Genomic DNA, 18,866 nt, shown 5'->3' with positions numbered 1-18,866 from the left:
GGAGGCCCAGGCCTCCGGCCTTGCTGCTGCCATTCTTCAGATAGATCCATGTTGACACAAAACGTGAACATGCGTAGAACAAAAGAAAACACGAGGCACGGAGGGAGCGGCGATGCTCACAAAGAAGCAACTTCAACTGCTGGAATTCATTCACAAACGCCTGCAGCGTGACGGCGTGCCCCCCAGTTTTGACGAAATGAAGACCGAATTGGATCTCCGGTCGAAGTCCGGCATCCACCGGTTGATCACAGCGCTGGAGGAACGCGGCTTCATCCGTCGCCTTCCGCACCGTGCCCGCGCCATCGAAATCATCCGCCTGCCCGAAAGCCTCGGCGGCACAGCTGAGCCGCAAGGCTTCGCGCCCAAGGTGATCGAGGGCGGCCAGGCCAAGACTGCCGTGCCTGCACCCGCGGCGGCAGATCCGCTGCGACAGGCAGCGGTCGAACTGCCTGTTATGGGCCGCATCGCCGCCGGCGTCCCGATCGAGGCGATCAGCCAGGTTTCGCATCACGTGGCGGTGCCCGGCGGCATGATTGCCCCGACCGGCCAGCACTACGCGCTGGAGGTCAAGGGCGACTCGATGATTGAGGCCGGTATCAACAACGGCGATATCGTGGTGATCCGCGAAACCTCTGCAGCCGACAACGGCGATATCGTGGTGGCCTTGGTTGAAGGTCAGGAAGCAACCCTGAAACGCTACTTCCGCGAGGGGTCCATGATCGCGCTGGAGGCTGCCAACCCAGCCTATGAAACCCGCCGCTATCCTGAGAATATGGTTCAGCTGCAGGGCCGCCTGGTTGGCCTGATCCGCACTTACTGACCGCGCCCGCCCTTCAGCAGCAGCCGAAGGCGGCGGATGTCCCGTCCCTCAGGCTGCCAGTCTGTCCACGGGCGCTCACCCGCCGCTTCCCGCACCGTGAGCAAGTTCCCGCCGCGGCTCAGGGCAAGGCTTCCGGTCTGCCGCATCACCTCTGGTGTGAGCAGCAGGCAGCTGGCTGATCCAGGCACGGTTGAAATGATGATATCCCCGTCTTTGCAACCACTTGCCGCTGCAAGCTTACGCTTTCCCGGTGCGTGAACCAGCCGCAACCCCGCGCCCTGCCAGACCGGCAAACTGCCCAGTCCGTTTTCCCAGCGGGCCGCCGCGGCGGGCTGCAGCGCCGGATCGCCGTCATTCTCCAGCCAGATCTGCGCGGTGAACCCCTGCCCCTTGGCGCGTGACAGCGCCCGGCCGTCGGCCCCCATCACGCCGATCAGCCCGCCGGAATCGGCGATCAGAATGTGCGGGCGCTCTGCTATCGACCAGATCCCAAACGCGGCAGCGCAAGGCAGCAACCCGGCCAGACGGAGCCGCCCCCGCCAAACCACCGCAAAAACAAACCCGGCGGCCAGCAGCGGCAGTACCCAAGCCCCCGGCGATGCCACATGCGATACAGACCCGTCAAAGCCGGAGACGGTCCGGGCCGCCATCAGGATCCACTCCATGCCCCATTGCATCACTGTCAGCCCGATCCACTCCAGCCCTAGCGGCGCAAGGCACAGGGCCAGCACGGCGGCAGGGATCACAACCGTGCCCATCACCGGCACCGACAGCAGGTTCGCCAGCAGCCCGTAATGGGGAATGGTGTTGAAATGCGCCGCCGCAAAGGGGGCCGTTGCCGCCCCCGCCACTGCGGAGGAGATCACCAGCGCCAAAACAGGCCGCAGCCAGCGGGGGCCCAGCGGCACCGCCCCGTCCCTTAGCGCGGCAAACACCGCCACAAGCGCGGCTGTGGCGGCAAAACTCATCTGAAAACCGGGGCTCAGCAGGCTTTCAGGCCGCCGCAGCAGCACAATCAGCGCCGCCACAGCCACCGCCCGAAGGGTGATCGCCCGCCGGTTCAGCAGCACCGCGCCAAACATCACCGCCACCATGACAAAGGCGCGCTCTGTCGCCACATTGCCACCCGACAGCAGCAGATACCCGGCCCCGGCCGCCAGCGCCGCGGCGGCGGCCAGTTTCTTAACCGGCCAGCACAGCGCAATCCAGGGGACCAGGCACATCAGGCAGCGCAGAGAAGTGAAGACAAACCCCGTCAAGAGACCCATGTGCAGACCGGAGATCGCCAGCAGATGCGCCAGGTTGCTTTGCCGCAGCGCGGTTAGCGTCTCCTCGCCCGCACCGCTGCGGTCACCGGCCGTTACAGCGGCCGCAAACCCGCCGGTCTCGCCCGGCAAAGCGTTTTGAAGATACTGCGCCAGCGCTCTGCGCAGCTGCTCGACCGGCACTTCACTGCCCGGCGCGTCCGCCAGCAGCACCGGTACCCTTGTATACCCCAGCCCGCCCAGCTGCTTGAACCAGGCGTGGCGGCGGAAGTCGAAGCCGCCGGGCTCCACCGGCCCCTGCGGCAGCAGCAGATGCGCAGTGGTCATCACCCGCGCGCCGGGCGGCGGTACATCTGTGTGTCCCTTCAGCGATATCCGGACCCGCTCAGGTGTATCCTCCGGCGCAACCCGGCCCAGCCGCACCCGGTCCAGCGTCAGCCGCAGCGCATCGGTGGGCGAGCGGTCTACCACCGCTACACGTCCCTCAACCGGGCCGTAATAGCGGAAGTCCAGAACCGGGGCGGCCAGCAGATGCGCCCGGGCATAAGACATGCACAACCCGGCTGCCAGCAGCGCCGGTCCCCAGCACAGAAACGCCAGCGGCCGCCGCATCAGCCCGCAGGCACCAAGAAGAAGCGTGAAAACAGCCAAACCGGCAATAACCACGATGCCTGGTTCAGTTTTCAGGTTGAAATAGAGGCCGATCCCCGCACCCAAAAACACCGGCACCCAAGGAAACAGGTTGCCGCGCTGGCCTTGCAGAACGTTGCTGGTTGCAGTTCCAAGCCCCATGCTTGCCCCCCGCCTTCTGGCCCGGTAGACAGGCGGAAACTCTACGCCTCACATGGTTTCCAAAAGGTAAATCCTGCACATGACCCAACCGGTTGTCACCCGTTTCGCGCCTTCTCCCACCGGCTATCTGCATATCGGCGGCGCCCGTACTGCGCTGTTCAACTGGCTCTATGCCCGCGGCCGCGGCGGCAAGTTCCTGCTGCGGATTGAGGACACCGACCGCGAGCGCTCCACGCCGGAGGCCACCGCCGCCATCCTGCAGGGCATGGAGTGGCTGGGCCTGGACCACGATGGCGAGGTGATCAGCCAATTCGAACGCGCAGACCGCCACGCCGAGGTGGCGAAACAGCTCCTGGCGGAAGGCAAGGCTTACAAGTGCTTTGCCTCCCAGGAAGAAATCGCCGCCTTCCGCGATCAGGCCAAGGCCGAGGGCAAGTCCACTCTCTACCGGTCGCCCTGGCGCGATGCCGATGAAGCCAGCCACCCGGACGCGCCTTACGTGATCCGCATCAAGGCGCCGCAGGACGGCGCGACCGTGATCCAGGACGAGGTCCAGGGCGATGTGACCATCCGCAACGACCAGCTGGACGACATGATCCTGCTGCGCTCCGACGGCACCCCGGTCTATATGCTGGCGGTGGTGGTTGATGACCATGACATGGGCGTCACGCATGTCATCCGCGGTGACGACCACCTGAACAACGCTGCCCGCCAGATGATGATTTACCAGGCGATGGGCTGGGAGGTTCCGGTCTGGGCGCATATCCCGCTGATCCACGGGCCGGACGGCAAGAAACTCTCCAAACGCCACGGTGCGCTTGGCGCGCAGGAATACCAGGCAATGGGCTATCCCGCGGCCGGCATGCGCAATTACCTGGCCCGTCTCGGCTGGTCGCACGGCGATGACGAATTTTTTACAGACAGCCAGGCCAAAGAGTGGTTTAACTTTGACGGCATCGGCAAAAGCCCGGCGCGGTTCGACACCAAAAAGCTGGAGAACCTCTGCGGCCAGCACATTGCCGTCAGCGATGATGCTGCGCTGCGGCAGGAAATCTGCGCCTACCTGGCTGCTGCTGGGGAAACCGCCCTGACTGACGCGCAGTCACAGGGGCTGGAAACTGCGATGTATTGCCTCAAGGACCGCGCCCGCACCTTCCCCGAACTGCTTGAAAAAGCGCATTTTATCCTTGCTTCACGGCCTATTGAACGGGATGCGAAGGCGGAAAAGGCGCTCACTTCTGTATCCGATGGTATACTGGAAGAATTGACGCCGCAGTTGCAAAATGCTAGCTGGGTCCGTGACGATCTGGAGGCGCTTCTGAACACATTTGCAGAAGCCCATGATACCAAGTTCGGCAAACTGGCAGGCCCGTTGCGGGCAGCGCTGGCAGGCCGGGCGGTAACGCCTTCGGTGTTCGACATGATGCTGATTCTGGGCCGCGAGGAAACCATCGCCCGGCTCAAAGACGCAGCAGGCTGAGACCGGTCCTTAACTCCCGGGTAAGCCTGTTTTGATACGACAACCCCTGCGCAACTCCGCGCAGGCGCTGCCCCGCATGAAGACGCCCGAGCGGCAGCTTTCGTGCCTGTAACAGGAAGGGACATCCATGACCGAGACACAGAAATCTGCCACGCTCAGCCTGAATGGCGAAAACTACGAGCTGCCCATTTTCTCGCCAACGGCCGGGCCGGATGTTCTCGACATCCGCAAGCTTTATGCGCAGGCAGGTGTGTTCACCTATGACCCGGGTTTCACCTCCACCGCCAGCTGCGACAGCACCATCACCTATATTGATGGCGGCAAGGGCGAACTGCTGCACCGCGGCTACCCGATCGACCAGCTGGCCTCTAAATCCCACTACCTGGAGGTGTGCTACCTGCTGCTTTACGGTGAACTGCCCACCGTCACCCAGCTGGAGGATTTTGAGACCCGTGTGACCCGCCACACCATGGTGCATGAGCAGATGCTCAACTTCTTCCGCGGCTTCCGCCGCGACGCGCACCCGATGGCAACCCTTGTGGGTGTGGTCGGCGCCATGTCGGCCTTCTACCACGACTCGCTGGATGTGACCGATCCCTGGCAGCGCGAGGTCGCCGCCGTGCGCCTGATCGCCAAACTGCCGACCATCGCCGCGATGGCCTATAAATATTCGATCGGCCAGCCCTTCGTCTATCCGCGCAACGATCTGGATTATGCGGCGAATTTCCTTCACATGTGCTTCTCGGTCCCGGCTGAGGAATACCATGTGAACCCGATCCTCAGCCGCGCGATGGACCGGATCTTTATCCTGCACGCCGACCACGAGCAGAATGCCTCGACCTCGACCGTGCGCCTGGCGTCTTCTTCCGGTGCCAACCCGTTTGCCTGTATCGCGGCCGGCATTGCCTGCCTCTGGGGCCCGGCCCACGGCGGCGCCAACCAGGCCTGCCTGGAGATGCTCAAGGAAATCGGCTCGGTTGACCGCATTCCCGAATTCATTGAACGCGCCAAGGACAAGAACGACCCGTTCCGCCTGATGGGCTTTGGCCACCGGGTGTATAAGAACACCGACCCGCGCGCCAAGGTGCTGAAACAATCCGCGGACGAGGTGCTGGAACTCTTGGGTGTCGAGGACAACCCGCTGCTGCAGGTCGCCAAGGAGCTGGAGCAGACCGCGCTCAACGACCCCTACTTCATCGAGAAGAAACTGTTCCCGAACGTCGACTTCTACTCCGGCATCATCCTGGAGGCGATGGGCTTCCCGACCTCAATGTTCACCCCGATCTTTGCGCTGTCGCGCACCGTGGGCTGGATTTCGCAGTGGAAGGAAATGATCGCCGATCCGCAGAACAAGATCGGCCGCCCGCGCCAGCTTTACCTGGGCGAGACCCTGCGCGACTACGTCGACATCGAAAAGCGCTAAGCACTGTCCAGGAAAAAACAGAAACGCCCCGCCCCGCGCGGGGCGTTTTCCTTTTCTGGAACCTCTGGAAACCGGCACGGTCCCGATCACGCACGCCAGTTTCCAAACGCATTTTGGAAACAATTCCATTGCCGGCCGCCGCAAGTTTCAAAGGTGTAAATAGTAACTGGGAGAATTTGACTCAATTTCTGCAGCCGAATAGGAGAAACTGTTAACGCCTTTTGCAACCACCAGACTTTGGGGCCTAGCCCTTGCTGTTCTGGCCGGCTGAAACTTTAGGATGCTTTTATGGAACTTCTTCTTTTGCTTGGCTTAGGCCTCACTATCGGTGCTGTAGTGTTGAATGATAACGACGATGACACCGCTGTTGAAGGTGAGGCCATCACGGGAACTGATGGTCAGGATGTGTTGAACGGAACCAGCCAGAACGACACGATTCAAGGCGGTTCCGGAGATGACGCAATCAGCGCTGGCAACGGAGACGATTGGCTGCGCGGCGGCTCAGACCGGGATGTTGTTCTTGGAGGCAGCGGTGATGATTCAATTTCGGGCAGCCTTGGAGCAGACTGGCTGCAAGGGGACCAGGGCAATGACACCCTGACAGGCGGTTTCGGCGCCGACGGCCTTTATGGCGGTGCCGGGGCCGACAGCATCGACGGCGGTGCCGGCGATGACCTCCTGTCCGGCGGCCTGATGTATGAAGTTCCGCAGGACCAGGCGGCAGATGCTCTGGATGATTTCCAAAGCGGACTGGATGTCAGATTCACACCTGAGTTTTCATCGGTATCTGATGATGGTGTCAGCGACACTCTCGCCGGTGGAGACGGCCATGACACCTTGATTGCCGGCGATGGTGATATCCTGACCGGCGGCGGCGGCAGCAATGATTTCGTGACCGGCTACTGGGCAGAGGGAAACTCAGCTGCGGCAGTGACTGACTTTGATTTGGACGAAGACGCGCTGTTCTACTATTTCCCGGAAGGTGAGCAGCCCCCGGAGCTGACTGTAGAAACCGAAGGCAACGGTACAGGCGGCCAGGACTCCATCTTGTATGCCGATGGTGATGCCGTCATGCGGATCAATGACACAGGTGGCCGCTTTACTGTGCAAGCACATGTCAGGCTGGTTGCTTCGCAAGCGCTCCTGTAGCAGCTATTGCCCCGTCCCGGTTTCTCCGAAACGAGGCAAAGCTCGTCAGCGCCCCTCGAATTTCGCTGGGCGCTTTTCCATGAAGGCGGTGACGCCTTCCAGGAAGTCCCGGGTCTTGCCGCATTGGCCCTGCAAATGCGCCTCTTCCGACAGCTGCTCTGCCAGGCTCCGGCCATAGCTTTCGCGCAGGGCGGATTTGGTGGCGGCAAAGGCCTTGCTGGGGCCGCTCGCCAGATAGGCTGCACGCGCGCGCCAATGGGCGTCGAACTCCGCGTCCGGCACCGCTTCCCAGATCATGCCCCAGTCGCTCGCCTGCTGCGCGCTGATGCGGTCGGCAAACAGCGCTGCCCCCATCGCCTTGGCCAGGCCGATCTGGCGCGGCAGGAACCAGGTGCCGCCGGCGTCGGGGATCAGCCCGATCCTAGTGAAGGCCTGCATGAAAAACGCACTTTCGCAGGCAATCACCACATCCGCCGCCAGCGCCAGGTTAGCCCCTGCCCCGGCGGCAGCGCCATTGACAGCGGCCACTACCGGCACCGGGCAATCATAAATTGCTTGCAGCATCGGCAGGTATTCATCGCGCAGCGTGCGCTCCAGATCCAGCGCGCCACCGGTGCTGCCTGCATCGCTCAGGTCCTGGCCGGAGCAGAAAGCATCGCCCGCGCCAGTCAGCACCACCGCCCGCGCCTCGCCCGCAGCCAGCCGCATGGCGTGGGTGATCTCCGCCCGCATCCGGCTGGTCAGCGCGTTCTTGCGCGCCTCCCGGTTCAGCGTGATAACCGCCAGTCCGTCCTGCAGCGAAAACAGGATTTCTTTGTATTCCATGGGAGAGCCCTATCTAAAAACAGCCTTGGGCCGCACGATCTGTCCGCAAGCGCAGCCGGTTGGCAGGCATGGTGACGCAAAGCGCGCGGGCCGGAAAGCCAGACCCGGCGTCAATCCTCCAGGATTTTCCTGAGACGTTCCTGCTCGTCGGCGCTCAAAGTCTGTTCTGACGCCCTTGGCGTACGAGCCCGGCCGCGGACATAGAAGACACCGATCACCAGAGCCGCCAGCAGCATCAAGGGACCCGCCGCCCAAAGCAGCAGGTTGGCACCGTAGGCTGTGGGTTTCAGCAGCACATACTCGCCATAACGGTCGACGATGAAGTCAATTGCCTCACGGTCGCTGTCACCGGCCACCAGCCGCTCTCGCAGCAGGACGCGCAGGTCGCGGGCCAGGTCAGCGTTAGATTCATCAATGCTCTCGTTGCGGCAGACCAGGCAGCGCAAGCCCTCGGACAGGTCGCGGGCGCGGGCCTCCAGCGCCGGGTCCTCCAGCACCTCATCCGGTTCCACCGCCAGCACAGGCGCCGGGGAGAACACGGCCGCAGCCATCAGCGCCGCAAGGGCCAGGATCAGAAGACGCATCTGTTTCATTCCGCTGGCACTCCCGCCGATGGTGTCTTGCGCGCCCCTGCCGCCACCCGGAAGCGCCGGTCGCTGAGGCTGAGGAGACCGCCAAGCGACATCAGTATGCAGCCCGCCCAGATCCAGTTGGCAAAGGGCTTGATATAGGTCCGCATGGTCCAGCTGCCGTCCGCTTGCTGGTCGCCCAGCACCACATAAAGGTCACGGGTCACGCGGTAATCAATCGCCGCCTCGGTGGTGGGCATCTTGGCAACCGGATAGTCGCGTTTTTCCGGGAACATCACCGCCTCGGGCTTTCCGCTGCGGGTGACTTCAACCCGGCCCTTGGTGGTGAAATAGTTCGGCCCCTGCTCGCGGCTGACGTCCTGCAGCACCAGGGTAAAGGCGCCCACGTCGAAGGGTTCGCCGATACGGGCGACGCGGATGTCCTCTTGTTCCCAAGCGGTCAGGCCCGCGATGGCAAAGATGGTGATACCCAGGCCGCCATGGGCCACGGCCTTGCCCCAGTCCGCCCGCGGCAGCCGCAGCATACGGCCAAGGCGGTTCGACTTACCGCTGCGCAGCCACAGGTCAGCCAGCGCACCAAAGACCATCCAGGAGCCGAGGAACAGCCCCACCGGACCCAGTGCGGAACGGCCTGTCTGCAGTGCCCAGGCCAAGACACCCAGCGACACCGCCAGCAGGAACACATAGCGCAGCTGCCAGGCCACCCGGCCGATCCGCCCGCGTTTCCAGGGCAGCATGGCACCCACCGGCAGCAGCAGCCCCAGCACCACCATGAACGGCGTGAAGGCGGAGTTAAAGAACGGCGGGCCGACGCTCAGTTTCCGGGCAAAGACCATCTCCGCGACGATCGGCCAAACGGTGCCGAAGAACACCACAAAGCAGCTGACCGCCAGCAGGATGTTATTGGCCACCAGTGCCGTTTCGCGGCTGACCATGCCAAACAGCCCCTTGGCCTCCATCGCCTGGGCGCGGGCGGCAAACAGCGTCAGTGCGCCGCCGGTGAAGAACGCCAGGATGAACAGGATGAACACGCCGCGCTCCGGGTCGTTGGCAAAGGCGTGCACGCTGGTGATGATACCGGAGCGCACGATGAAGGTGCCAATCAGCGAGAATCCGAAGGCCAGGATCGCCAGCAGGATGGTCCAGCTCTTCAGCGCCTCGCGCTTCTCCACCACGATGGCGGAGTGCAGCAGCGCAGCCGCCAGCAGCCAAGGCATGAAGGAGGCGTTTTCAACCGGGTCCCAGAACCAGAAACCGCCCCAGCCCAATTCGTAATAGGCCCACCAGGACCCCAGCGCGATGCCGATGGTCAGAAACACCCAGGCCGCCAGCGTCCAGGGCCGCACCCAGCGGCCCCAGGCGGCGTCCACTCGACCCTCGATCAGGGCAGCAACGGCAAAGGAAAACGCCATGCTGAGGCCCACATAGCCAAGGTAGAGAAACGGTGGGTGGAACGCGAGGCCCGGATCTTGCAGCAGCGGGTTCAGGTCCTGGCCGTCAAACGGCGGCACCGTCAGCCGCAGAAACGGGTTGGAGGTGAACAGGATGAAGGCAAAGAACGCCACGCCGATGGCGGCCTGAACCGACAGCACCCGTGCCTTCAGCGTCGGCGGCAGACCGCCGCCAAAGACCGAGGCCATGGCGCCGAACAGGCTGACGATCAGAACCCACAGCAGCATCGAGCCCTCATGGTTGCCCCAGGTTCCGGAGATCTTGTACAGCATCGGCTTGGCCGAATGGCTGTTCAGCGTCACCAGCTTCAGCGAGAAGTCGGAGGTGATGAAGCCCCACATCAGCGCACCGAAGGCAAAGGCAGTGAACAGGAATTGCGCCTGTGCAGCCGGTTCCGCCACGGCCATCCAGCCGGGCCAGCGTTTATGGGCGCCGATCAAGGGGATAACCGCCTGCACGATGGCAATCATGAAGGCGAGAATTAGGGCGAAATGTCCGAGTTCTGTGATCATGTGCCGGTCTGTCCATGCATGGGCTTCAGGGATGGGTCTTCCTATACGCCTGTCTGGTGGCAGGGCCAATGGCAAACGCCGCGCCACGCCGCCGCAGAGGGCAAATTGTGATCAGCCGCGGCGGGTTTTCCAGGCCCTCAGCGCTGGATTGACCTCCGGTTCGGTGGCATCCAGCTGCGCGGCTGCATCGGTGCTGGTTGCGGCAGCAGCAGGCGAGTCTGCCCGCATGCCTTCCAGTGCTTCGATGTTGCTGGCCACCTGCGGCACCCGGGCCAAACTGGCGGCCAGCCCCTGCTGGAACTCATGGCTTTTCATCTGGTGGCGTGCACCAAAGTAAAAGGAGACAATGACTCCCAACAGCCACCACAGGGGTTCCGGCACCAGCGCCAGCCCTTGCATCCGGGCGGCAAACCACACCGGATCGCTAAGGGCCGAGATCAGCAGCGCCAGGGTGCCGAGCGCCAGCAAGGGCCGCGGCAGCCGGTTAATACCGTCCATGAACCGGTCGAACCTGCTTTTGCCGCCGTACTGAAACTCCGCCGCCAATTGCTGCAGCGCGGCGTCCTGCATCTCATGCGCCCGCGCGGCACCGGCCTCGGCATTTTCCCGGAACACCTCAACAGTTTCCCGCAACGCGTTACGCTGGCTTCCGAAAATCAATCCCAGAATATCCGTGATCAGCCCCATTCTGCTGTCCTCCGCTGAAACGCCTGGCGGCTCAGGTGGTATTGGGCAGAGATGAACTCCTCTGCCCGTTTGATCCAGCCCCCCTTGGTGCCGTCACGGGCGCGGGCGAATTTGCGGCTGGCGGCGCAGTGGTCGGCGAGGCGGAAGTAGTAATTCCGGCGGGCAATCCCGTAGGCGTCGCGCAGCGCCTCCGCGTCGACCAATGCCGCCTGCTCTGCTGCCGAGGCGGTCTGCGGGCCGATGGCGCCGTCCACGGCCACGCCAAATCCCATTTCGTTCAGCAGCCGCTGAAGGATGCGCACCGCATTGCTGCCTGCATTCACATACATGTCGAAGACAGTCGCCTGCAGGCAGGGTGGCAGGCTGGCGATGCGGGGCGCCTCGTAATAGTGGCGGATGAAAATCTCCACCGCCTGCGCCCGGCTGAGCGCCCGCACATCCGCGATCCCGACCCGGCCGTCGCCGGTCAGGTCCAGCCCCAGCCGCCGCAGGGTTCCAATGGTCACCCCGTGTTTGGTGGCGCCGCCCGGGTCAGCCGGGTCATTCACAAAGCCGCCTTCGCGCGCCACGATCTGTTCTGCAATCTCAGTCACTGTCTGCATGTCACCTCACCACTTTCCGGTTTGGCTCATATTGCCGCAAGGCGCCTAAGATCCCCTGACACCACCGTACGCAGGGTACGCAACACCTGCCAAACGCGCTGCTGCGCAGCGCACCGCGCGGCGCTTGGCCCAACGCAAAACGCCTCCCCGAAGGGAGGCGTCATTTGGGGCGGGAGTGCACCGTTCCTTAACGGGAAATCAGGTTTCGGGTTCCTGATAGACCCCCTGTTCCTTCAGCGCGTCCATGACTTCCTTGGGCATATAGGTCTCGTCATGTTTTGCTAGGATTTCAGTAGCTTCAAAGACACCATTGACGTAGCTGCCGGTGCCGACCATGCCCTGGTTCTCCTCAAACAGATCGGGCAGAACGCCGGTATAGGCCACCTGCACCGTGGCGCCGCCGTCGGTGACGGCAAAGCGCACGGTCTCGCCCTGGCCGCGCTGCAGCGAGCCTTCGGCCACCAGCCCGCCAATGCGGAAGACCTCAGACGGTTTCGGCGGTTCCTCTGCCACCTGGCTGGGCGAGCGGAAATAGTTGATCCCGTCCTGCAGGGCATAGCCGATCAGGGCGGTAGCCACGATCAGGGCCACCGCGGCAACCGCGATGACCTGGATACGGCGCTGTTTCTTCAGGTTCTTCATGGTGTCCTCAATTCAAGCCCAATACAGCGCCGCCCCTGTTTACGGGAACAGCGGCGCCATCATCAGGCCTTTGGTCTCTTCCTCACCTAACATCAGGTTTGCGTTCTGCAAGGCCTGGCCGCTGCTTCCTTTTGTCAGGTTATCCAGTGCCGCAATGACAATGGCGCGGCCTTCGATCCGGTCCTGCGCCACGCCGATATGGCAGAAGTTGGAGCCGCGCACGTGATGGGTGCTCGGCGCCTCGCCAAACGGCAGCAGTTCGATGAAGGGCTCACCGGCGTAGGCCTTGGCAAAGGCCTCGTGGATCTCTTGCGCGTCGCCCTTCACATAGACGGTGGCCAGGATGCCGCGGTTGGCGGGCAGCAGATGCGGGGTGAATTGCACCTTCACGGGCCGCCCGGCGATCTTGCTGAATTCCTGGTCGAACTCGCCCAGGTGCCGGTGGGTGCCGCCAATGGCATAGGCGTTGTAACCCTCGCTCAGCTCCGCGTGCAGCAGATTTTCCTTGAGCGACCGGCCGGCGCCGGAGACGGCGCATTTCAGATCCAGGATGATATCGTCCAGATCAATGACGCCCGCCTCGATCAGCGGCCGCAGGGCGAACTGGCCGGTAGCAGCGTTGCAACCCGTGCCCGCAACCAGGCGCGCGGATTTGATATCCTCCCGGTAGAATTCGGTGAGGCCATAGACCGCCTCCTCCTGCTGCTCCAGCGCGGCGTGGGGGTTGCCATACCACTTCTCGTATTCCGCCGGGTCGCGCAGCCGGAAATCCGCGGACAGGTCAACGATCTTGAGGGTCTTGGGCAGTGCCGCGATCACTTCCTGGCTGGTCTTATGCGGCAGCGCGCAGAAGCACAGGTCAATGCCGGCAAAGTCGATCTCATTGATCTTGCACAGCACCGGCAGCTCCATATGGCGCAGGTGCGGGAACACCTCGGCCATGGTCATGCCGGCCTTGCGATCGGCGGAGAGCGCCGCGATCTCGATACTCGGGTGCTGGGCAATCAGCCGCACCAGTTCGGCGCCGGTATAGCCGGAAGCGCCAAGGATAGCCACTTTATGGGTCATGTCAGACCTCGTCTTTCGATGTGATATGCCGGTTCCGCAGCCATCTGCGGAGAGAAATATTGGGAATCGCGGCGGCGCACTTTGACCTGGAACAAGGTTCCGGGGCGTTTGCGATCAGGCCGCCTGAAAGGTGATTTCCCGTCGGAGAAACTGGGTCGCGCGGTCGCTGACGCGGCGGGGTTCGCCGGTGGTATAGTAACCGCCGCCGCCATTGCCGTACATGTCCGGGTGGCGGCTCAGATAGTCCGCCAGGCTGTCGGCCACCAGGCTGCCCTGGCTGAACACCTTGACGTCCGGGCCCAGTGCTTCCTGGAAAGTCTGCTCCATCAGCGGGTAATGGGTACAGCCAAGGATCGCGGCCTGCGGATGCGGCATCTTGCGTTTCAGCGCATCGACGTGAGAGCGCACCAGCGCCTCGGCCAGGATCATGTCGCCGTCTTCGATCGCGTCAACAACGCCGCCGCAGGCCTGCGCCTCGACATCGACGCCGATGGCGCGGAACGCCAGTTCCCGCTGGAAGGCGCGGCTGGCGACGGTGGCCGGTGTCGCAAACAGCGCGACGTGTTTTACCTCGACCTCGCGCGGGGGGGAGTTGTCGCCCCACTGCCGTTCGGTCAGCGCCTCGATCAGCGGCACAAAGACGCCGAGCACCCGCTTGCCCTGGGGCAGCCCGCCCTCCTGCATCCGGCGCAGCGCGGCGGCAGAGGCGGTGTTGCAGGCGAGGATCACCAGATCGCAGCCCTTGTCCCACATGTCCTGCACGGCGGATTTGGTCAGCTGATAGACATCCTCGGCATCGCGCACACCATAAGGCGCGCGGGCGTTGTCGCCGTAATAGAGGAAATCCACATCCGGCAGGCGCTTTTGCGCCGCGTCCAGGACGGTCAGCCCGCCCAGGCCTGAATCAAAGATGCCTACAGCCATGTCGCCTTCTCACGCGCGGTGTTTCTCTTCGAACTCAAACCCGTACGCATAGGATTTGAGAGGTTCTGGAGAAAGCTCATACGTCGCTTTGCGCAAGAAATCCATAAGGGCTTTTGTGTCTTTGGCCAGTGGCGCCAGAGTGCCACGGTCAATTGGCGCGCCAATCACCACCCGGACCGGCGTGTCGACCCGCTTGCGGAACTCCTGGATCAGCAGCCCCATGCGCAACGTCGCGTGCAGGTGGCTGGCAATCTGAAACAGGCGCGAAGTGTGGCCGTCGAAAAACACTGGCACCACCACGGCGTCGGATTTGGCGATCATCCGGGCGGTGAAGCCGCGCCAGCCGGGATCCATCGGATGGCCCATCGGGTGCGCCGCGGTGGACACGGTGCCGCCCGGGAAGATGCCGATGGCGCCGCCCTGCCCCAGGTAGCTAAGCGCCTCCCTGCGGGTTTGCAGGTTGGTTTGCATTGCTTGCCGGGTTTCGGTGAAATCCACTGGCAGGATGACCTTGTTCAGATCCTCGGCCTTGCGGAACACATGGTTGGCGAGGATGCGGAAATCGCCCCGGGTCCGGGACAGGATTTGCCCCATCATCTGCCCATCAAGAATGCCATAGGGGTGATTGGCGATCAGGATCACCGGCTTGTCCTGGGGGATGTTCGACAGCGCGCCGCCCGCAATATCCAGCGTCAGCCCGTAGCGGTCTGCCATCACCGACCAGAAGTCGCGGCCTGCCGCCACCTCCTGCTCATATCCGGCGGCGCGGCGGATCAGGTTGAGGCGTCCGGTGGCGTTCTCCATCACCCGGATCATTGCGCGGCCTGCGCGGGTGGAGGCGGAATGAGCATAGGAGATGTCACGGGCGATATGGCGCTGGGCCTGCATTGGGGAGGGTCTCCGTCTGGTCACTGCCTGATCACTGCGGCCAGATAAGGCCGGAAAGGGAATATGCAACCGGCCCGTAACAGCTGTGTGACGCATTGCTGCCGCGCAATGCCGGGGCTCTGCCCCGGACCCCGGAGAATTTTCGAACCAGAAAGAAGCCATGGAACGTCAGGCGCCGCGCGTCAGCGCGGCGCTGGGCCCAACGGTCTTGACCCTTTCTTAGAATGGGTCAAGGCGGGCGGGAGTGCTCCGCCCTGCCCGGTTTGAACCGCGGCTTACTCTGCCGCCTGCTTCAGCGGCACACCGCCCTGGCGCAGGGCCGCCAGCAGTTCCTCGCGGCGCTTTGCGGCTTTCTGTTCATTGGCCAGTTTGACCGGGCCGAAACCGCGGATCTGCAGCGGCAGTTCGGCCAGAGCGATGAGCGGTTCCATAATCTCAGGCGCGGCTTTGGGCAGCCATTCCTTCATGTCAGCTTCATACTGTTTGATCAGCGCCCGCTCCATCTTGCGTTCCGCGGTGTAGCCGAAGATGTCCAGCGGCGTGCCGCGCAAGCGTTTCAGCTTGGCCAGCAAGCGGAAGCCGCGTTCCATGCCGGCGCCGAATTTGCGTTTCTTGGGGCGGCCGTCCGGATCGGTGCCGCCCAGCATCGGCGGCGCCAGGTGGTAGGAGAGCTTGAGGTCGCCCTCGAACTCCGCTTCCGCCTTGGCGCGGCTGTCGAGCAGCAGGCGGGCAACCTCGTATTCATCCTTGTACGCAAGCAGCTTGTGATAGCCCTTTGCCACTGCCTCTTTCAGCGCGGGATCGCTGATGCCGTCCAGCAGCTTGGCATAGCGTTTCGCCAGCCCTTTGCCCTGGTAGGCCACCAGGTGATCGGCGCGGAAGGCGATTTTCTCCTCCAGCGTCTTGGGCTTGTCCACCGCCTGGGGCTGGATCAGTTTGGCGGCCTCTTCCGGGTGCAGCACCGCCCAGCGGCCGATATCGAAGGCGCGCTTGTTGCGCTCTACCGCGGCGCCATTCATCTCGATCGCCTGTTCGATGGCCTCAAAGCTGACGGGCACCAGGCCCTTTTGCCAGGCGCCGCCGAACACCATCATGTTGGAAAAGATCGAGTCGCCCATGGTGGCGCGGGCCAGTTCAGAGGCGTCGAACAGGTCCAGCCGGTTGCGCAGGCGGGCCTGCAGGGCCAGTTCCAGGCGGTCGGTGGGCACCTTGAACTCGGTGTTCTTGGTGAATTCGCCGGTGATGATCTCGTGGCTGTTCACCACCGCACCGGTCTTGCCTGTGGTGGTCAGGCCCAGGGTCTTGGCGCCCGCGCTGACCACCAGGTCGCCGCCGATCAGGGCGTGCGCCTCGCCGGTGGCGACGCGGATGGCGGAGATGTCATCGGGCTCATTGGCGATGCGGCAGTGAATATGTACCGCACCGCCCTTCTGGGCGAGGCCGGCCATTTCCATCAAGCCTGCGCCCTTGCCGTCAATCTGCGCCGCCTGCGCCAGCACCGCGCCGATGGTCACAACACCGGTGCCGCCGACGCCGGTGATCACCACGTTGTGGGTGCCGTCAATGGCGGGCAGTTCCGGCTGCGGCAGATGCGGCAGATCGAGGCCTGCGGTGGCCTCCTTGCGGATTTTGGCGCCCTCAACCGTCACGAAGGACGGGCAGAAGCCGTTGAGGCAGGAGAAATCCTTGTTGCAGGACGACTGGTCGATGGCACGCTTGCGGCCCAGTTCGGTGTCCTTGGGCACGATTGAGACGCAGTTCGATTGCACGCCGCAATCGCCGCAGCCTTCGCAGACGTCGGTGTTGATGAACACCCGCTGGTCCGGGTCCGGGAACTGCCCCTTCTTGCGGCGGCGGCGTTTTTCGGCGGCGCAGGTTTGGATATAGATGATGGCGGAGACGCCCTCGACCTGTTCGAATTCGCGCTGGATCTTCATCATCTCGGCGCGTTCATGCATCCGCATGCCCGCCGGGAACTGTGCAGCGTCGACGTCTTCCTTCTCGTCATAGACCACGGCCATGGTCTTGACGCCCATCGCCTTCAGCTCATGCGCGATCTGCTGCGCGGTCAGCCCGCCCTCGGCCTGTTGGCCGCCGGTCATCGCCACCGCGTCGTTATAGAGGATCTTGTAGGTGATGTTGGTGCCCTCGGCCAAGGCCGCACGGATCGCCTGCACGCCGGAGTGGTTGTAGGTGCCGTCACCGAGGTTCTGGAACACATGCTTGCGGGTGGAGAATGGCGCCTCGCCCACCCAGTTGACGCCTTCACCGCCCATATGGGTGAAGCCCACCGTCTCGCGGTCCATCCACTGCACCATGAAGTGGCAGCCGATGCCGGCATAGGCGCGGGAGCCGTCGGGCAGGCGGGTGGAGGAATTGTGCGGGCAGCCGGAACAGAAATACGGCAGGCGGGTGGCGATTTCCTCGGCGTTGTCGGCGCGGCGGGCCTCCGCCAGCGCTTCCAGCCCGGCCTTGATTGCCTCGGTCTCGCGGCCCTCCTCGATCAGGATGCCGCCCAGTTTCTCGGCGATCATGATCGGATCGAGTGCAAACTTTGTCGGGAACAGCTCCTCGCGGTGCATGCCGCCGGCGCCGCCCTTATACCAGCCATAAACCCGGCGGCCCTGGCGGTCGTCAAAGATCGCTTCCTTGATCTGGATCTCAATGAGCTTGCGCTTTTCCTCGACCACGACGATCAGGTCCAGCCCCTCGGCCCAGTCGTGGAATCCCTTCATGTCCATCGGGAAGGTCTGGCCCACCTTGTAAGTGGTGATGCCCAGCCGCTCTGCCATGTTTTCGTCGATGTTCAAGAGCTTCAGCGCGTGCACCAGGTCAAGCCAGTTCTTGCCCGCGGCGACAAGGCCGATCTTGGCGCCGGGCTTGCCCCACATACGCTTGTCCATCTTGTTGGCGTGGCTAAAGGCCTCTGCCGCAAAACGCTTGTAGTCAATGATCCGGGTTTCCTGGCGGAAGCGGTCGTCATCCAGGCGGATGTTCAGCCCGTCCGGCGGCATGTCGAATTCCGGGGTGACGATGTTCATCCGATCCGGGCGGGCATCGACGACCGAGGTTACCTCGATCGTGTCCTTCATGGTCTTGAGGCCGGTCCAGAGGCCGGAGAAGCGGCTGAGCGCATAGCCGTAGATGCCGTAATCCAGGATCTCCTGCACGCCTGCCGGGCTGACGATCGGCAGGTAGCAGTCCAAGAGCGACCATTCCGACTGGTGCAGCACGGTGGAGCTTTCGCCGGTGTGGTCGTCGCCCATCGCCAAGAGCACACCGCCGTGTTTGGAAGAGCCTGCCATATTGGCGTGACGGATTGCGTCGCCGGAGCGGTCAACGCCCGGGCCCTTGCCGTACCACAGGCCAAAGACGCCGTCATACTTGCCCTCGCCGCGCACCTCTGCCTGCTGCGCCCCCCACAGCGCGGTGACGGCCAGGTCTTCGTTCAACCCGTACTGAAAGGTGACGTCGGCCGCTTTCAGCTGCTTTTCAGCCTTGCTCATCTGCAGGTCGACTGCCCCAAGGGGCGAACCGCGGTAGCCGGTGACAAGCCCGGCGGTATTAAGACCTGCGGCAACATCGCGCTGCTTCTGCATCAGCATCAGCCGCACCAGCGCCTGGGTGCCGTTCAGCAGCACCGTCGATTTGGTCAGGTCGTACTTGTCATTGAGTGTGATCTTCGGCGTGCTCATCATGGCCTCCTCAACCGGGATTAGCTTGCACTTTCTAACCCAAAGAATAGGT

At 63.3% G+C, this 18,866-nt stretch carries 15 protein-coding genes; 4 read left to right on the top strand and 11 right to left on the bottom strand.

Annotation, left to right across the window (positions count from 1 at the left end):
• The first annotated feature begins 112 nt into the window (after nt 1-112).
• Nucleotides 113-820: a transcriptional repressor LexA gene (gene lexA / locus ACXAEK_RS15185; protein ID WP_475043144.1), complete on the top strand. Its 708-nt coding sequence runs from the start codon at nt 113-115 to the stop codon at nt 818-820.
• Here the strand turns inward: lexA and ACXAEK_RS15180 are convergent.
• A complete protein-coding gene (locus tag ACXAEK_RS15180; RefSeq protein WP_475043143.1) occupies nt 814-2,877 on the bottom strand; it encodes a ComEC/Rec2 family competence protein in 2,064 nt (687 codons plus the stop codon). The two genes, lexA and ACXAEK_RS15180, sit on opposite strands and share 7 nt — an antisense overlap.
• A gap of 79 nt (nt 2,878-2,956) precedes the next feature.
• On the opposite strand from ACXAEK_RS15180, the gene gltX reads away from it, so the two are divergent.
• The 3 genes from gltX (at nt 2,957) to ACXAEK_RS15165 (ending at nt 6,929) form a co-directional block, all read left to right on the top strand.
• On the top strand, nt 2,957-4,357 hold the full coding sequence (gltX, locus tag ACXAEK_RS15175) for a glutamate--tRNA ligase (protein WP_475043141.1): 1,401 nt from the start codon (nt 2,957-2,959) through the stop codon (nt 4,355-4,357).
• A gap of 127 nt (nt 4,358-4,484) precedes the next feature.
• Complete coding sequence (gene gltA / locus ACXAEK_RS15170) at nt 4,485-5,780, top strand: citrate synthase (RefSeq protein ID WP_475043139.1); 1,296 nt, start codon at nt 4,485-4,487, stop codon at nt 5,778-5,780.
• A gap of 288 nt (nt 5,781-6,068) precedes the next feature.
• Nucleotides 6,069-6,929: a calcium-binding protein gene (locus ACXAEK_RS15165; RefSeq protein ID WP_475043137.1), complete on the top strand. Its 861-nt coding sequence runs from the start codon at nt 6,069-6,071 to the stop codon at nt 6,927-6,929.
• Between the two features lie 45 nt (nt 6,930-6,974).
• On the opposite strand, the gene ACXAEK_RS15160 is transcribed toward ACXAEK_RS15165, so the two are convergent.
• The 10 genes from ACXAEK_RS15160 to ACXAEK_RS15115 all read right to left on the bottom strand — a co-directional run bounded on the left by ACXAEK_RS15160 (nt 6,975) and on the right by ACXAEK_RS15115 (nt 18,814).
• Nucleotides 6,975-7,754 (bottom strand): enoyl-CoA hydratase-related protein, encoded by a 780-nt coding sequence (locus tag ACXAEK_RS15160; protein ID WP_475043135.1) that lies wholly within the window; start codon nt 7,752-7,754, stop codon nt 6,975-6,977.
• A gap of 110 nt (nt 7,755-7,864) precedes the next feature.
• Entirely contained in the window at nt 7,865-8,338 is a 474-nt protein-coding gene (locus ACXAEK_RS15155; RefSeq protein ID WP_475045281.1) for a cytochrome c-type biogenesis protein, read from the bottom strand.
• Between the two features lie 5 nt (nt 8,339-8,343).
• The gene (locus ACXAEK_RS15150; protein WP_475043133.1) at nt 8,344-10,308 is read right to left on the bottom strand and encodes a heme lyase CcmF/NrfE family subunit; all 1,965 of its coding nucleotides are present in this window, start codon (nt 10,306-10,308) and stop codon (nt 8,344-8,346) included.
• A gap of 111 nt (nt 10,309-10,419) precedes the next feature.
• Nucleotides 10,420-10,995 (bottom strand): holin family protein, encoded by a 576-nt coding sequence (locus ACXAEK_RS15145; protein ID WP_475043131.1) that lies wholly within the window; start codon nt 10,993-10,995, stop codon nt 10,420-10,422.
• Nucleotides 10,986-11,597: a holin-associated N-acetylmuramidase gene (locus ACXAEK_RS15140; protein WP_475043129.1), complete on the bottom strand. Its 612-nt coding sequence runs from the start codon at nt 11,595-11,597 to the stop codon at nt 10,986-10,988. Before ACXAEK_RS15140 ends, ACXAEK_RS15145 begins: the two co-directional genes overlap by 10 nt.
• A 198-nt stretch (nt 11,598-11,795) precedes the next feature.
• A complete protein-coding gene (gene ccmE / locus ACXAEK_RS15135; RefSeq protein ID WP_475043128.1) occupies nt 11,796-12,239 on the bottom strand; it encodes a cytochrome c maturation protein CcmE in 444 nt (147 codons plus the stop codon).
• A 39-nt stretch (nt 12,240-12,278) separates the two neighbouring features.
• The gene (gene argC, locus ACXAEK_RS15130) at nt 12,279-13,307 is read right to left on the bottom strand and encodes an N-acetyl-gamma-glutamyl-phosphate reductase (protein ID WP_475043126.1); all 1,029 of its coding nucleotides are present in this window, start codon (nt 13,305-13,307) and stop codon (nt 12,279-12,281) included.
• 114 nt (nt 13,308-13,421) lie between these two features.
• A complete protein-coding gene (locus ACXAEK_RS15125) occupies nt 13,422-14,231 on the bottom strand; it encodes a glutamate racemase (RefSeq protein WP_475043124.1) in 810 nt (269 codons plus the stop codon).
• Nucleotides 14,232-14,240: 9 nt separating this feature from the next.
• Entirely contained in the window at nt 14,241-15,119 is an 879-nt protein-coding gene (locus ACXAEK_RS15120) for a lysophospholipid acyltransferase family protein (RefSeq protein ID WP_475043122.1), read from the bottom strand.
• Between the two features lie 275 nt (nt 15,120-15,394).
• The gene (locus ACXAEK_RS15115; protein WP_475043120.1) at nt 15,395-18,814 is read right to left on the bottom strand and encodes an indolepyruvate ferredoxin oxidoreductase family protein; all 3,420 of its coding nucleotides are present in this window, start codon (nt 18,812-18,814) and stop codon (nt 15,395-15,397) included.
• Nucleotides 18,815-18,866: the final 52 nt, after the last annotated feature.

The sequence above is a fragment of the Leisingera sp. ABM4_101 genome, from assembly GCF_056158725.1.
Note: the sequence above shows the minus strand (reverse complement) of the source record. Positions and strands in the feature narration are given on the sequence as shown.

Bases quoted from the DNA above. Each gene is read 5' to 3' on its own strand.
- gltX (WP_475043141.1), top strand. From the start codon at position 2,957: ATGACCCAACCGGTTGTCACCCGTTTCGCGCCTTCTCCCACCGGCTAT.
- ACXAEK_RS15140 (WP_475043129.1), bottom strand. From the start codon at position 11,597: ATGCAGACAGTGACTGAGATTGCAGAACAGATCGTGGCGCGCGAAGGC.
- ACXAEK_RS15145 (WP_475043131.1), bottom strand. From the start codon at position 10,995: ATGGGGCTGATCACGGATATTCTGGGATTGATTTTCGGAAGCCAGCGT.
- ACXAEK_RS15160 (WP_475043135.1), bottom strand. From the start codon at position 7,754: ATGGAATACAAAGAAATCCTGTTTTCGCTGCAGGACGGACTGGCGGTT.
- argC (WP_475043126.1), bottom strand. From the start codon at position 13,307: ATGACCCATAAAGTGGCTATCCTTGGCGCTTCCGGCTATACCGGCGCC.
- ACXAEK_RS15165 (WP_475043137.1), top strand. From the start codon at position 6,069: ATGGAACTTCTTCTTTTGCTTGGCTTAGGCCTCACTATCGGTGCTGTA.
- ACXAEK_RS15120 (WP_475043122.1), bottom strand. From the start codon at position 15,119: ATGCAGGCCCAGCGCCATATCGCCCGTGACATCTCCTATGCTCATTCC.
- gltA (WP_475043139.1), top strand. From the start codon at position 4,485: ATGACCGAGACACAGAAATCTGCCACGCTCAGCCTGAATGGCGAAAAC.
- ACXAEK_RS15115 (WP_475043120.1), bottom strand. From the start codon at position 18,814: ATGAGCACGCCGAAGATCACACTCAATGACAAGTACGACCTGACCAAA.
- ACXAEK_RS15155 (WP_475045281.1), bottom strand. From the start codon at position 8,338: ATGCGTCTTCTGATCCTGGCCCTTGCGGCGCTGATGGCTGCGGCCGTG.
- lexA (WP_475043144.1), top strand. From the start codon at position 113: ATGCTCACAAAGAAGCAACTTCAACTGCTGGAATTCATTCACAAACGC.
- ACXAEK_RS15125 (WP_475043124.1), bottom strand. From the start codon at position 14,231: ATGGCTGTAGGCATCTTTGATTCAGGCCTGGGCGGGCTGACCGTCCTG.
- ACXAEK_RS15180 (WP_475043143.1), bottom strand. From the start codon at position 2,877: ATGGGGCTTGGAACTGCAACCAGCAACGTTCTGCAAGGCCAGCGCGGC.
- ccmE (WP_475043128.1), bottom strand. From the start codon at position 12,239: ATGAAGAACCTGAAGAAACAGCGCCGTATCCAGGTCATCGCGGTTGCC.
- ACXAEK_RS15150 (WP_475043133.1), bottom strand. From the start codon at position 10,308: ATGATCACAGAACTCGGACATTTCGCCCTAATTCTCGCCTTCATGATT.